The following is a 14924-nucleotide window of genomic DNA, read 5'->3' as shown; positions in this document are numbered from 1 at the left end:
GAATTTTGGGGGGTAGTTCAAAAAAACACAATCTTAAGCTAGCTAAGGTGGTGTCAATTTTAAGTCTTTACTTAATTGGCTAAAATAGATTTTACTCTCATGCAATGTGCTATTTTTTAAAGCTATTGTGGGAGTATGGATCAATTTATTGGTTAGCTTCTTACTTAATTTTTCTAATTCGTCAACAGGATCTGCACCCTTTGCTATTGAAGCCAATGACTTTTCTACCAATGCAAGTCGTAAATTTTCAGCTGATTGACGATAAGCAACAACAGCTTGAGCCGCAGATTGTGTATTAAGCCATTGAATAAAAGCTTCAACTTCCTCATCAATTAATAACTCAGCGGTTTTAGCTGCAGTTAACCTCTGACTTTGATTATAAGTAATAATGTCTTGCAGATCGTCCACTGTGTATAAATAGACTGAATCCAGTTCGCTGACTTTTTCATCTATGTCTCGAGGTACAGCAATATCTATAAGTAATACGGGTTGAAAACGTCTTTGCTTTAAAGCGCGCTTCATCATATCAACACTAACGAGTGCTTGGGGACTTGCTGTTGAAGAAATAACTATATCTGCTTTATAGAGTATTTCACTTAAAGTAGCTAGCTCAATTGCCTTAGCACCCATGCTGTCAGCTAAAAGTTGTGCACGCAAGAAAGTTCTGTTGGTGATAAGTAAATTTTTAACACCGTGTGTTTTAAGATGCCTACTTACAAGTTCAATCGTTTCGCCAGCTCCGATGAGTAGGACATTTAACTCACTTAAATTTTCAAATATTTGTTTTGCCAAACTACATGCAGCAAAAGCGACAGATACAGCGTTAGCCCCTATATCAGTTTCAGTTCTAACTCTTTTAGCAACTGAAAAACTTTTTTCTATCCATTTTGAAAATTTGGCATTAACTTTATAGGTTTCTAAAGCAAGTTGATAAGCATCTTTTACTTGTCCTAGGATCTGAGGCTCCCCCAAAACCAACGAATCAAGTCCACTTGCTACCCTCATTAAATGCCTAACAGCTTGCTCATCTTCAAGGATAAAAAAGTGATCAATCAGTTTATCTCTATCGAGTTGATGAAAATGACATAACCAATCAATCAATTTATTGATGTAAGGATTGACAGCCGGTGAAGAGACGGGGTTTGAGTTTTTCGGTTGCTGTGTTTTTTGCCATGCTTGTGGGTTTGCTGCATCATTTACAATAGAAAAATTTGACTCTAACTCTTCGGTAGTATCAAAAGAGAATTGCTTATAGGGTTCAGAAGCAAGTTCAAATTGGGATTTTTTTAGTCCAAAGTAAATTTCAGTTCTATTACAAGTAGAAACAATCAAGCTCGAATTTATCTCTAATAATGCATTAATTTGCATCAATGCATCACTTAATTGTTCAGGCGCAAAACTGATCTGCTCTCTCAAAGAGACAGAAGCCGTTTTATGATTTACCCCTAAAACAATCAGTTTCATTCCATTCCTTAAAAAAAACACAAAAAGCGCCATGAGGCGCTTTTTGTCAAGATAATAATTTACTTAATGATTTCCATAAAGTCTACATCGATTTCTGGAGATTCTAGAAAATCTTTTTCTAAGTCTCCATAAATTTTAACTTTGGTCTTTTCATCAACGGGTTGACTCGGAAAATCTTTATCATCGATCTCGACTCTAATAGTGCCAGTACCATCAGAAAACAAGTACTTTTCATTACGAACTTTCTCAGTAATGTAGCCTTCAAGTAGAACACGAGTGTCATCTACAGGATTATCCAATAAAGATTTTACTGTTTGATTATTCACACTGTTAGAAGCATTTTTTCCTACAAATCCAGCCAAAGATACAGTAGAAAAAAATAAAGTTATAAATAAAATAACACTTTTAGATTTAATGGAATTCATAATACATCCTATTAGTAATTGAGTTAGGGGATTAAATCTTTATCTGAAGACTATTGTAAGGAGTTTAGAAAGAAAAGTCCATTCTGATTATTTCCTAAATTGCACATTAGCTAGATCTGATTTTCATGAAGCAATTGATTTCATACACCCAAAAAATGCATCAATAGTGGATTATTAATTCCACTTTGATTGGTATTTATAATAAAATAAATCAAATTGAATAAAATAATTTAGTAAGGATGGATAATATAAACAGTATTAAAATATGGACTTCTTTCAATATACTTGCTTTGATCGATTAATATATCCCCTGTTTCATGTTATATTAATACCACTAAAAATTTTTGTGGATAACATCCCAATATATCTGATAAAATCTAGCTTAGAAAGAAAGTTATTTTGTATGATATAATTCATAAATAGTATATTCAAGTATCATACTTCTTCTGCAATACTTTTCAAATCTAATGATTTTTATCAACTCAAATATTTATTGATATATTATTTTTTTGCGTTTAATTTGAAAGCACAATACATTAACATCCTCTAGTGAGTTTACAGTGAATAAATTTTTTTTTAATATCAGTACTTCGTTCAGCTTTAGCAATGCATGGCTAAAATGCCTTATTTTAACCAGCTTTCTCTTTTTATCTGCTTGTACAATAACATCTGATGAACTCAGTAAAGAAGCAAATGAGGCCGCCTTGAATAACCCCCTTTGGAAAACCCATCAAGCTGAGGTGGAAAAAATAGCCTTGAGTGAATATAGTGCAAAAGGTTCATTTGCTTATATTTCAACGGATTTTCGTCAATCTGCAAGTTTTTATTGGGAACAACAATCAAAAGAGTCTTATCATTTGAGATTATTAAATCCACTAGGCCAGACTGTTATTTTCATTACTGTGGACGACAATCAGACGAAGATCACTGATGACAAGGGACAAGTTTATAACTACAGCAATCCCGAAGAGGCAATTTTAGATCTTGCCAATATGGACATCCCTTTAACGCAACTTCGTCTCTGGATGCTAGGCTTACCTGGAGAGGCAACTGAAATTACTCTTAATTCAAATTATGAACTGGCCGCTGCACTTTACAAGAGCAAAGAAAGTAACCTGATATGGCAAGTAAAATATATTAACTATGATAGAAACTTGCCAACTTCGTTACCTTCTCAACTTGAAATAGTTCAAAAAAATGGGGATGAAGAACTAACAATCAAATTAAAAATAAATCGCTGGAAAAGTTAAATTAAAAATTAATGATATGTTACTCAAGTTTAACTTTATTTTATGTTTACGATACTAAAACCCGTTATACAATGTTTAGTTAACTAGAATACTAAATCTTCTAAATGTGCTTCGATGAACAGGCTTTCAAGATTGACTCTTAAAATATCTGCGTTTTAATACGCGTTTTATATGAGTGACTCAAGTTTATTCGAGCGGCTATTAAAGGTGATACATTGAAACTAAAAATATTCTCCCCTGCTAAACTTAATCTATTTTTATCTATCACCGGCAGAAGATCTGATGGGTACCATGAACTTGAAACTCTTTTTCAATTGCTTAATGTCGGTGACGAAATCCTATTTGAGTATGAAGAGTCTAAAGTAATTACTGAAAAGCCAAAGATTGAATTGTTTTTTTCAAAAAAAACGCATCATCATAAATTTACTAGAAATATTACCCTTCACCCCAAAGAAGATAACTTAATCATTAAAGCCGCAGATCTCCTTTATGAGTTTGCAGTCGAAAGGAATCTGAAAAGAAAATTCACTGATATTTCCATATTATTGGATAAAAAAATGCCCCTAGGGGCTGGTTTAGGGGCAGGATCATCCAATGCTGCAAGTACCCTAATTGCATTAAATCAGATTTGGCAGCTCTATCTACCCGTAGACATTCTAGCTAAAATTGCCGTTAATTTAGGGGCTGATGTGCCGATTTTCATCATCAATCGTTCAGCTTTTGCTACGGGTGTGGGTGATGTAATTACACCTGTAGACCTCAACGAACGCTGGTATTTACTTATTTTTCCAAATAAATCAATTCCTACTCAAGCTTTATTTCAATCAAATTTACTCAAAAGAGACTATCCCAAAAAAACTTGGCATGAATGGTTACACTCACCTTATTTTAATGTATTCACTCCTGTCGCGAGCAAGCTTTTTAATGAAGTTCAAGAAGCGATTGATTGGTTAACAAATTATTCAGAACCTTTTATGTCAGGTACAGGATCAACTGTATTTGCTATTTTTGAAGATCATGAGCAAGCGCTTAATATACAAAAAAAAGTGCCCTCTATGTGGTGGAGCATAGTCGCTAAAGGTGTCAATTCAAATCAATTACTATATTAACTCTCAATTTCGTTATTAACTTTTATACTCATATTCTCACTTTAACCAATACCCTAACAATGTATCATTTGATTGGCCGTTTTATTTAAGACGCTAAATTAAGTGAAATAAGTCACATATGGATGGATTCTATTTGCTATCGCCTCACTTTACTGGTACAAGTAATAAGTAATGACTGATTATCATTTATGCTTTTTTATACGTCTTACTGTTAACTTTCCTTCGTCAGATTAAAAAATATTTTATTTTATTGAAAACTTTTTTATCTATTTTTAAAACTGGCTCAAAAATTTTTTTTCGCCTACTCTATTCAGGTTAAACAAAAAACTGATGGGGCAAAGCATCATAAAAATCACATAGCCATTTGCATTTCTACAACAATTATTCTTTATCTTTCACTTGAGGAAAAAACTCATGCAGCAGACACAAGAAAACTCAAAAACGGTATGGTATAAAAAAATTCCTGATCCCATGGCCTTGATATTTTTCATCTCTGTATTAGTCTATCTAATGCATTTTTTTATCCCCGCAGGCATGTTTGAACGAGTTGTAGAATCAGGTAAAACTAAAGTAGTGCCTAATTCGTTCCGCTTAATTGAAGACAGTGCTAGTCTGCATGTATTTGACATATTTGTTGCTATTCCAGCAGGATTGATTAAAGCAGGTCCCTACTTATTTATCGTATTCATCGCTGGGGGGTTATTTCATATTCTCCAGAAAACAGGTGCCCTTGAAAATGCAATAGGAGTGTGGATTCATCGAATGGGGTTAAATAAATCGAATATCATTATCACGATTTGTACTTTTATTTATGGTTTTTTTGGTATAGCGGTAGGATATGAAAATAACATTGCACTTGTTCCTATTGCAGTTCTTATTGCTTCTGCCATTGGGCGCTCTAATCTTATTGGCGCTATGATTGCCGTTGGGGGTATTGGCGTGGGGTTTGCTCTATCACCTATTAGCCCTTATACGGTAGGTGTAGCACAGACAATTGGTGAATTACCTCTTTTTTCTGGTGCTCCATTTCGATTTATACACGTATTCTCAGCGCTTGGGTTACTCTCATTCTATATTTGCCGCTTAGCAAAAAAAGAGGAGTTCAGAATGCAAAACAGTGGGTTATCAAAAAACCTCTCTCAATATTCTCTCTCTTTAAAAGACATACTCACTTTAGCATCCTTTGTGCTGGGTATGGGAGTAATGCTTTATGGTGTATTTGTGCACAAATGGTATATCAATCAAATTGCCGCTGTTTTTATTATTATCGCTATTGTGATTGGTGTGATAAACGGATTAGGCGCGAATAAAATTGTTGAGCAAATGATAGAAGGCGCGTCAGGCGTAACTGCTGGTGCCTTAGTTATTGGTTTAGCTGCGTCAATTGATGTATTACTCAATAAAGCGCAAATGATTGATACTATTGTTTACTATTTAAGTTCACACATACAAAATGTCCCTGTCTCTATTGCAGCTATCGCTGCAAGTGTCATTCAAGGCATCATAAATCTGTTTATACCCTCAGGATCAGCACAAGCATTAGTCACAATGCCTATCTTAATACCGGTGGCTGATTTGATTGGAATGAGTCGCCAATTAATGATTTCCGCATTTCAAATTGGTGATGGCCTGACAAACTTAATCATTCCGACATCAGGTGGCACACTCGCTATGATAGCTCTAGCAAAAGTCAGTTATACTAAATGGCTAAAGCATATTTTTCCATTCATGGTGATGGTCTATGTTTTAAGCTGGGGCTTCTTACTTGTTGGTTATTACATAGGATTTTGATGTGTTGTTATATTTTATAGCACCCGCAATTTAAATTAATTTTCCGTTTTTATTTAAAAAAATGTACTATGTTACCCTTGAAATTATCATTGATTTACACCGCATAATTGATTATGATTCTTAAGAATCATGGGGTTTTAATGATAAACTAAAGGGTAATAAATTGTATTTTACTCGTTTCTAAATAGATCCATACTCATCTCAATAACTTATAAGCCAAGATAAAACGTGCCTTGGTAACTTCTTTTCCAGGCAATCAATTAAGACATTATTGGAATATTCTATGCCACAACAAAATACAAATACAAGCGCTTCGACTCGCTCTGTACTTGACTCTTTTTTTAAACTACATCAAAAAAATACTAATGTAAAAACTGAAGTCATTGCAGGATTAACTACCTTTTTAACAATGGTTTATATTGTGTTTGTCAATCCTAATGTTCTTGGTGTGGCAGGGATGGACACGAAAGCAGTTTTTGTTACTACAGCTCTTATAGCAGCGATTGGTTCTATTGCAATGGGCCTATTTACTAATCTTCCCATCGCATTAGCGCCTGCTATGGGATTAAATGCTTATTTTGCCTTTACTGTCGTAAGCGATCTTGGTCATAGTTGGCAAGTTGCTATGGGGGCCGTTTTTTTAGGCGCTTTATGTCTTTTTATTCTAACCGTTGTAAGAGTAAGATATTGGATCATGAATTCAATTCCTATAAGCCTCAGGATAGGTATAACAAGTGGTATAGGACTTTTCATTGCTCTTATCGGTTTTAATAACTCTGGAATTGTTGTTGCTAGTCCTGCTACTTTAGTTAAATTGGGTGATTTTAAAAGTATCCCATTTATACTTGGGCTTCTAAGCTTTTTTTTAATCGTTATATTAGCACACAAAAAAGTTCATTCTGCTGTACTGATTTCTATAATAATTACCACATTAATTGGATTAATTGTTGACCCGGATGTTAAATATTTTGGAATCGTATCAATGCCCCCATCTATAAGCTCAGTCGTTGGTCATGTTGATATTAAAGGGGCTTTGAATGTCAGTTTGCTTAGCATCATTTTTGTTTTCATGCTCATCAATTTATTCGACTCATCCGGTACTTTAATTGGTGTAACAAATAAAGCAGGTATGACTCAATCAGATGGTTCTTTTCCAAACATGCAAAAAGCCCTTGTGGTTGATAGTTCAAGTTCTATGTTGGGTGGCTTATTAGGCACTTCCTCTGTTACTGCTTATATAGAAAGCTCTTCTGGTACTTCTGTAGGAGGTAAAACAGGGCTGACATCTATTGTCACTGGACTGATGTTTTTAATCGTACTCTTTTTCTCACCGCTTGTCAGTCTTGTACCTCCCTATGCGACAGCCGGAGCGCTTATTTATGTTGGGGTATTAATGACCTCAAGCTTAACAGAAGTACAATGGGACGATCTCACCGAAGCTGTGCCTGCATTTATTGCCACTGTTATGATGCCATTTACCTATTCGATAACAGAAGGCGTTGCTTTTGGATTTTTTAGTTATTGTTTAATGAAAATTGGGACTGGAAAATTCAGATCTCTCAATCCGTGTGTCATAATCGTTTCTTTATTATTTTTAGCGAAGTTTATTTTTATTGACTAATTGAGACGATGATGAATTCTATAGATAAAAGTACTAGCCACTTTATGGCTCAAATTTCACGACTTAAACTGATAAATCGTTGGCCGCTGATGAGAAATGTTAGAACAGAAAACGTGTCTGAGCATAGCTTACAAGTCGCTTTTGTTGCACATATGCTGGCAGTAATAAAAAATAGAGTGTTTGATGGGCAACTAAACCCAGAGAAAATAGCTTTATATGCCATTTATCATGATGTCAGTGAAGTGTTGACTGGCGACATGCCAACTCCAATTAAATATTTCAATCCTCAGATAGCAGAAGAGTTTAAAAAAATTGAAAAAATTGCCGAGCATAAAATGCTTTCTATGCTACCTGAAGCTTTACAGTCTGATTTTGCTTGGCTTTTTAATAGTGCCACTGTGGATGAATCAACCAAAATTATTGTTAAACAAGCAGATACATTATGTGCCTATCTTAAATGCCTAGAAGAACTTTCTGCTGGAAATAATGAATTTTTATTAGCCAAAACTAGACTAGAAAAAACATTGGCTAAAGATAATTCAAACGAAATGGATTATTTCATGCGCATATTTGTTCCAAGCTTCACTCTTTCTCTAGATGAGATGTCCGAAGAAGGACTTTAGAGACTCATTAATCCATAAATATTATATTAACTAATTACATTTTACTAGAAAAAAATAGCTATGACAGAACAAATACAAAAGCAACTGAATCTACTTAAAAAACAGTTACGTGAATATGAATACCATTATCATGTATTAGATAAACCGATTGTCCCAGATATTGTCTATGATAAGACGTTTGATGAATTAGTTGCCCTAGAAAAGTCTAACCCACATCTAATCACGCCCGACTCACCGACTCAGCGCGTAGGTGCTCATCCACTCAGTGCATTTAAAAGTGTCAATCATGTCATTCCAATGCTTTCTTTTAATAAATGCTCTAATGAGGAGGAATTCATCAAGTTTTATAATCGTATTTATGAAAGATTACCTGAATATAATCCCGCTGAAATCGAATTTTGCTGTGAACTAAAACTGGATGGCCTTGCAGTGAGTCTAAGATATGAAAATGGCGTATTTGTCCAAGCAGCTACCCGTGGTGATGGTAGTTCTGGTGAAGATATTACTCAAAACATAAGAACAATTAAATCCATCCCTTTGGTGCTCTTAGGTGAAAGCTATCCAGAAGTACTTGAAGTCAGAGGTGAAGTTTTTATGACACACCAAGGTTTTGATACGCTGAATGAACAGTTATTATCCCAAAGTAGAAAAGACAAAGTGGTCAAAACGTTTGCTAATCCAAGAAATGCCGCAGCAGGTTCTTTAAGACAATTAGATCCTAACGTTACTGCAACAAGACCATTGACTTTTTGTGCTTATGGTCTAGGCGAGATAATCTTTGATTCATCAAAGCGATCAGCATTGCCAGATAATCATTATGATCGCTTAAAACAACTCTCTGACTGGGGGTTTATTACAAATTCATGGATGCGGCGCTTGAGAAGTAAAGACGAAATATTGGCGTACTTTAAGGAGATTGAAACTACGCGCGATAGCTTAGGCTACGATATTGATGGCGTAGTCATCAAAGTGAATGATATAAAGTTACAAGAAAAATTAGGGTTTGTCTCGCGCGCCCCTAGGTGGGCAAGTGCCTTTAAGTTTGCTGCTCAAGAAGTTCCTACCCAACTACTTGATGTAGAGTTTCAAGTAGGTAGAACTGGTGTTATAACACCTGTTGCAAGACTTAATGCCGTAGAAGTTGCAGGCGTTGTTGTCAGTAATGCCACTTTACACAATCAAGATGAATTAAATCGTTTAGATATCCACATAGGTGACACGGTCACAATAAGACGTGCTGGAGACGTCATACCTAAGATTGTAGCAGTCATTGATTCATTAAGACCTCAAACGGCTAAAAAAGTCGTCTTCCCAACTACTTGCCCTATTTGTCACACAGCGCTTATTCAATTAAGAGAAGAAGTTGCTGTTCGTTGTCCTGCTGGCCTGGCGTGCTCTGCGCAAAGGAAAGAAGCCTTAAAGCACTTTGTTTCTAGGCGTGCCTTAGATATTGAAGGATTCGGTGATAAATTAATAGAACAATTAGTTGATAAGGAATATCTGCAAACCCCTGCAGATATTTTCTCACTCACTCAATCTATCTTGAGCAGTTTAGATCGTATGGGGGAAAAATCAGCGACCAATATTCTAAATGCGATTGAAAAATCTAAAAAAACGACCTTGTCTCGGCTTATTTATGCTATTGGTATCAAGGACGTAGGGGAGTCTACTGCGACAAACTTAGCAAATCATTATAAGGACATACAGCTTATTATAAATGCTTCTGAAGCTTCTTTAAAGGAAGTTCCGGATATAGGTGAAATTGTTGCCCATAACATTCGAGAATTTTTCAACGATAAAGATAATTTGAAACTTATCGAAACGCTCTTATCTGATAAAGTTGGATTATCATTCCCTAAGCTAGATGAAATGGACTTGCCTTCGGCCAACCAAAAGAATAATCTATTTTTTGAAAAAACCGTTGTATTGACAGGTACTTTGAGTCAGATGACCAGAGATGAAGCGAAAGATCAACTGATTGCTCTAGGCGCTAAAGTCAGTGGCAGTGTTTCTAAAAAAACAGATTTTGTTATCGCAGGAGACGCGGCTGGGAGTAAACTTGAAAAAGCAAATAGCCTAGGAGTAAAAGTATTAGATGAACAAGCATTTATAAGCCTGCTTAATGCGATTTAATTGTCTACTTTTGTTTTGTAATTTAATTACAGCTGTTATACTCACAATAGGCTGAATTCAGCCATGAACACCATACGTTTTTGGAATTTATGTAAATTCTCTTTTAAACTAATAAATTAAATATTAATTCAATAATTGAGGTTTTTGAATGTATAAACTACACAATACCATTCAAAATTATGCTTGGGGATCTGAAACTGCTCTAACTGAGTTATTCGGCATAGATAACAATGAGCACCTTCCTATGGCAGAAGTATGGATGGGAGCTCATCCTAAAAGTAGCTCTAGAATAATCAAAAAAGACAATTTGTTTGCACCAATTTTTAGTATGTCTTCAGGAATTGTGTCTGAGGACATCATGTCGCTAGAAACACTTAAATCATACATTGAAAAGGACTTAGTCGGTAATTTAGGTCAAAAAGCTGCGGACAAATTCAAAGAACTACCCTACCTTTTTAAAGTTCTCTGTGCAAAAACACCTTTGTCCATTCAAGTGCATCCTAATAAAAAATCTGCTGAATTGGGTTTCGAAAAAGAAAATAAACAAGGGATCCCTTTAGACTCTCCTGTACGTGATTATAAAGATGCCAATCACAAACCTGAGTTGATTTATGCTCTGACTGATTTTATTGCCATGAATGCATTTAGGACTTTAGAGGATATTAGCCAACTGATTTTACCCTTTAAGGATACTCATGCCCTTTTCTCTAATTTTATTACTCAACCTGATGAAAAGAGCCTTAGTGAACTGTTTGAAGGCTTATTAAAACTTACGGGTGATGATAAGTTTTTTTTATTAAAACAACTTCGTCATCATGTAAATTTAAATATCAGTGCACTTGATATTTTCAATAAAAACCATCAACTGACCTGGCAAACGATTAGCACTATTTTAGATATCTACCCAGAAGATATGGGTGCTTTCTCGCCTTTACTACTCAATGTGATCCACTTAAAAGCTGGTGAAGCAATGTTTTTGTACGCAAATACCCCCCACGCTTATTTAAGTGGAACTGGGTTAGAAATCATGGCTAATTCTGACAATGTACTAAGAGCTGGATTGACATCAAAAAATATCAACATCTCAGAATTGATGTCCAATTTAGAATTTATTCCCACCGCACTAGATTCTTTGCCTATGAAACCCAATAAAGTAGGGATTATTTCTCATTTCCCGATCCCTGTCGATGATTTTCGTTTCAGTATTTACCATAGCAAAATTGACTCAAAATCTAGCATTAATCTCGAAGGCGCTAGTATTTTCTTTTGTGTAAAAGGTAAAGCTCGAATTCAAGCAAATGATGATGAGATTACCCTACTTCCAGGACAATCCTGTTTTGTGTCAATGAAAACACCTCATATTGAATTAGAGGGTGACTGTGTAGTTGCTCAAGCATTCTATTCTCTATAACTTTACTCATATTTTATTAAGGAATTTGCATGGCCGGTAATAGCATAGGACAACACTTTAGAGTAACCACTTTTGGTGAATCGCATGGCTTAGCATTAGGTTGTATTATCGATGGCGTACCTCCAGGTCTAAAACTTTGTGCAGCTGATATTCAGATTGATCTTGATAGACGTAAACCAGGAACCTCTAAGTATACAACTCAAAGACGTGAAGCTGATGAAATTAAAATTCTTTCAGGTGTTTTTGAAGGTGTAACGACAGGAACAAGCATCGGTCTTCTAATTGAGAATACCGACCAACGTTCACAAGATTATAGCACCATCAAGGATCTTTTTAGACCAGGACATGCGGATTACACTTATGAACAAAAATATGGCCTAAGAGATTATCGTGGCGGTGGTAGATCATCTGCACGTGAAACAGCTATGCGTGTTGCCGCAGGCGCCATCGCTAAAAAATACTTATTTGAAAAATTTGGTACGACGGTAAGAGGTTTTCTATCTCAGATGGGAGATGTAAAGTGCGACTTGAAAAATTGGGATTATGTCGAAGAAAATGCTTTTTTTTGTCCCGATCCAGCTAAATTTGATGATTTAGACGCCTTACTTCGAGAACTAAAAAAATCTGGTGATTCAGTTGGTGCAAAAGTCAGTATTGTGGCTGAAAATATTCCTGTTGGCCTTGGCGAACCTGTTTTTGATAGATTAGATGCAGATCTTGCACACGCCCTAATGAGCATTAATGCAGTCAAAGGAGTAGAAATTGGTGCAGGATTTTCAGTTGTAAATCAAAGAGGCAGTACACATAGAGACACTATGACCCCTAATGGTTTTTTAAGCAACTACGCAGGAGGGATTTTAGGTGGCATAAGTACAGGCCAGTCTATAGATGCGCATATAGCATTAAAGCCAACATCAAGTATAACTACACCAGGACAAACGATTAATAAATTTGGCGACTCATCCCCAATCATAACTAAAGGACGACACGATCCCTGTGTTGGGATAAGAGCTGTACCCATTGCAGAAGCAATGATGGCGATTGTATTAATGGATCATTTTTTAAGACATAGAGGCCAAAACGCAGATGTTAAAACGACTGTACCTATTCTAAAATAGATCATACTTACATTCTTATTCTTATTAATTTTTACAATAGAATTAACCCATAATATAGCTTAGTATTATGGGTTAATTTTCCTAAGGTTCTATGACTTTCCGTGCGAGTGACTTGTATTTATTTATCTATCAACTTATCAATAAATACTCTCATTTATAATAATTGACATTACTCATAGTCAGATTTGGGAGATGCTATGCCAGTTAGAGATATTTTAATTGCTGTTTTGGTCACCTGCATTTGGGGCACAAATTTTGTTGTCATTCACTATGGTCTACAATATTTCCCACCATTTCTATTTGCTGCACTCAGATTTATACTGACATTTTTACCTTGGGCTTTTTTCTTTAAAAAACCTGACATTCCTGTTAAGTATCTAATGCTTAATGGCTTTTTCTTAGGTTTTGGTCAATTTGGTATTTTATTTTTCGCCCTTCAAGGCTACATATCCCCAGGCATTGCCTCTTTATTAATGCAATCGCAAATATTTTTTTCTTTATTCCTCTCATTTATTATATTTAAAGATGTTCCAAATAAATATCAATTAATCTCAATTACTATTTGTATTATTGGATTTATATTGATTGCAATGTCAGGGATTCAAAATAACGTCGGCAATATCACAATAATTGGATTAGGTTTATGTTTAATTGCATCCTTTTCCTGGGCATGTAGTAATATCGTTGCTAGAAAAGTAGGGAAAGTCAAAATGATGAACTTCCTTATATGGGGTAGCCTCTATTCATCCATTCCACTATCATTCATGTCACTTTTTCTCGATGGGATAGATGCAATTATTGATAGTATCTCTAAAGCGCCTTTTTATGCTTGGGCTAGTATACTTTGGCAATCGATTGGAAATACCTTGTTAGGATTTAGTCTCTGGTTCTGGCTTATGTATAAGCATGGTACGACTGTTGTCTCCCCACTTTCTTTATTAGTACCTGTTTTTGGCATGCTTTCCGCTTTTTTAATACTAAATGAAAGATTGCACCTATATGAAGGATTAGCTGCACTATTAATAATGACTGGTCTCTCTTTGAATATTTATTTTTCTAATAAAAAATTTACTTCTTAAGGCATACTATGGAATATCTAGCAGATTTTTTCACCCTATATGGTCCCAGCCTCTTGTTAATTTTATTTGCTGTTGCTCTAATAGCAGGATTTATAGATTCTATTGCTGGAGGTGGGGGATTGATAACAATTCCAATTCTTTTGACTGTTCCTGGTATGACCCCGGTTGAAGCACTTGCGACCAACAAATTACAAGCTGTAGGGGGATCTTTTTCGGCTAGCTTATATTTTATTAGAAAAAAAATAGTCGATTTAAACCGTTGTAAAACACTTATTGCGACTACTTTTTGTGGCGCAGTTTTCGGTGCGTCTCTTATCCAGTTTATATCTGCCCAAGTATTGCAACTTTTATTACCTGTCATGATTTTCATTATAGGTTTCTATTTTTTATTTTCTCCCAAATTGGGGCAAGAGACTAGACCTGCAAAGATAGGTTATTTTACAATGGGAGCTTTTACAGGACTCATTGGTTTTTATGATGGTTTTTTTGGCCCAGCTACAGGTTCTTTTTTTGCTTTGGCATTTGTAACCTTGATGGGTTTTAATCTTGTTAATGCTACCGCACACGCCAAGGTCATGAATTTCACTTCAAATTTTGCCAGCTTATTGTTCTTCAGTTTGACAGGTAATATCTTGTGGCCTCTTGGTATAATTATGCTTGTAGGTCAAATTATCGGAGCAAATATCGGCGCAAGATTAGTGATTTCTAAGGGGCAAAAAATTATTCGTCCGATGTTAGTGATAGTTTCATTTGCCATCAGCGGTAAACTTTTGTATAGCAATTATGTACAATTTATGCAATGACTCTAATTATTATAATTATATAACAAATAACGATTTTTAGTTTATGCCCTATTCAATTTTTAATTAACGCACTATATGAATTAACAAGGAGCACGCG

At 35.3% G+C, this 14924-nt stretch carries 12 protein-coding genes; 10 read left to right on the top strand and 2 right to left on the bottom strand.

The genetic code is table 11. The annotated features are described in order from the left end of the window. Positions 1 to 42: 42 nt before the first annotated feature. Positions 43 to 1464, bottom strand: a complete 1422-nt coding sequence (gene hemA / locus ACFFIT_RS06855; RefSeq protein WP_385876910.1) for a glutamyl-tRNA reductase — start codon at positions 1462 to 1464, stop codon at positions 43 to 45. A gap of 59 nt (positions 1465 to 1523) precedes the next feature. Continuing rightward, positions 1524 to 1889: a NirD/YgiW/YdeI family stress tolerance protein gene (locus ACFFIT_RS06850; protein ID WP_385876909.1), complete on the bottom strand. Its 366-nt coding sequence runs from the start codon at positions 1887 to 1889 to the stop codon at positions 1524 to 1526. 560 nt (positions 1890 to 2449) lie between these two features. Between ACFFIT_RS06850 and lolB the strand changes: the two genes are divergently transcribed. From lolB to ACFFIT_RS06800, 10 genes are all read left to right on the top strand, one after another. Beyond that, positions 2450 to 3139, top strand: coding sequence for a lipoprotein insertase outer membrane protein LolB (gene lolB / locus ACFFIT_RS06845; protein ID WP_385876908.1), 690 nt, complete (start codon positions 2450 to 2452; stop codon positions 3137 to 3139). 215 nt (positions 3140 to 3354) lie between these two features. Continuing rightward, the gene (ispE, locus tag ACFFIT_RS06840; protein WP_385876907.1) at positions 3355 to 4248 is read left to right on the top strand and encodes a 4-(cytidine 5'-diphospho)-2-C-methyl-D-erythritol kinase; all 894 of its coding nucleotides are present in this window, start codon (positions 3355 to 3357) and stop codon (positions 4246 to 4248) included. 414 nt (positions 4249 to 4662) lie between these two features. Continuing rightward, a complete protein-coding gene (locus tag ACFFIT_RS06835) occupies positions 4663 to 6039 on the top strand; it encodes a YfcC family protein (protein ID WP_385876906.1) in 1377 nt (458 codons plus the stop codon). 283 nt (positions 6040 to 6322) lie between these two features. Then, positions 6323 to 7660: an NCS2 family permease gene (locus ACFFIT_RS06830; RefSeq protein ID WP_385876905.1), complete on the top strand. Its 1338-nt coding sequence runs from the start codon at positions 6323 to 6325 to the stop codon at positions 7658 to 7660. A gap of 11 nt (positions 7661 to 7671) precedes the next feature. Continuing rightward, positions 7672 to 8283 carry a 5'-deoxynucleotidase gene (gene yfbR, locus ACFFIT_RS06825; protein WP_385876904.1) on the top strand — a complete coding sequence of 204 codons (612 nt, stop codon included), beginning with the start codon at positions 7672 to 7674 and terminating at the stop codon, positions 8281 to 8283. A 60-nt stretch (positions 8284 to 8343) separates the two neighbouring features. Beyond that, the gene (gene ligA / locus ACFFIT_RS06820; protein WP_385876903.1) at positions 8344 to 10416 is read left to right on the top strand and encodes an NAD-dependent DNA ligase LigA; all 2073 of its coding nucleotides are present in this window, start codon (positions 8344 to 8346) and stop codon (positions 10414 to 10416) included. 148 nt (positions 10417 to 10564) lie between these two features. Next, positions 10565 to 11827 carry a mannose-6-phosphate isomerase, class I gene (gene manA, locus ACFFIT_RS06815; RefSeq protein WP_385876902.1) on the top strand — a complete coding sequence of 421 codons (1263 nt, stop codon included), beginning with the start codon at positions 10565 to 10567 and terminating at the stop codon, positions 11825 to 11827. A gap of 29 nt (positions 11828 to 11856) precedes the next feature. Further along, positions 11857 to 12945, top strand: a complete 1089-nt coding sequence (aroC, locus tag ACFFIT_RS06810; protein ID WP_385876901.1) for a chorismate synthase — start codon at positions 11857 to 11859, stop codon at positions 12943 to 12945. Positions 12946 to 13142: 197 nt separating this feature from the next. Then, positions 13143 to 14024 carry an EamA family transporter gene (locus ACFFIT_RS06805; protein WP_385876900.1) on the top strand — a complete coding sequence of 294 codons (882 nt, stop codon included), beginning with the start codon at positions 13143 to 13145 and terminating at the stop codon, positions 14022 to 14024. 8 nt (positions 14025 to 14032) lie between these two features. Then, positions 14033 to 14827, top strand: a complete 795-nt coding sequence (locus ACFFIT_RS06800; RefSeq protein ID WP_385876899.1) for a TSUP family transporter — start codon at positions 14033 to 14035, stop codon at positions 14825 to 14827. Positions 14828 to 14924: the final 97 nt, after the last annotated feature.

Origin of the sequence: Thorsellia kenyensis (genome assembly GCF_042432445.1) — a bacterium.
In the GTDB taxonomy this organism is placed as follows: Bacteria; Pseudomonadota; Gammaproteobacteria; order Enterobacterales; family Thorselliaceae; genus Thorsellia; species Thorsellia kenyensis.
This window is presented reverse-complemented; position numbering and strand designations above follow the sequence as displayed.

Bases quoted from the DNA above. Each gene is read 5' to 3' on its own strand.
- ACFFIT_RS06835 (WP_385876906.1), top strand. From the start codon at position 4,663: ATGCAGCAGACACAAGAAAACTCAAAAACGGTATGGTATAAAAAAATT.
- ACFFIT_RS06850 (WP_385876909.1), bottom strand. From the start codon at position 1,889: ATGAATTCCATTAAATCTAAAAGTGTTATTTTATTTATAACTTTATTT.
- manA (WP_385876902.1), top strand. From the start codon at position 10,565: ATGTATAAACTACACAATACCATTCAAAATTATGCTTGGGGATCTGAA.
- ACFFIT_RS06805 (WP_385876900.1), top strand. From the start codon at position 13,143: ATGCCAGTTAGAGATATTTTAATTGCTGTTTTGGTCACCTGCATTTGG.
- ACFFIT_RS06800 (WP_385876899.1), top strand. From the start codon at position 14,033: ATGGAATATCTAGCAGATTTTTTCACCCTATATGGTCCCAGCCTCTTG.
- hemA (WP_385876910.1), bottom strand. From the start codon at position 1,464: ATGAAACTGATTGTTTTAGGGGTAAATCATAAAACGGCTTCTGTCTCT.
- ligA (WP_385876903.1), top strand. From the start codon at position 8,344: ATGACAGAACAAATACAAAAGCAACTGAATCTACTTAAAAAACAGTTA.
- yfbR (WP_385876904.1), top strand. From the start codon at position 7,672: ATGAATTCTATAGATAAAAGTACTAGCCACTTTATGGCTCAAATTTCA.
- aroC (WP_385876901.1), top strand. From the start codon at position 11,857: ATGGCCGGTAATAGCATAGGACAACACTTTAGAGTAACCACTTTTGGT.
- ACFFIT_RS06830 (WP_385876905.1), top strand. From the start codon at position 6,323: ATGCCACAACAAAATACAAATACAAGCGCTTCGACTCGCTCTGTACTT.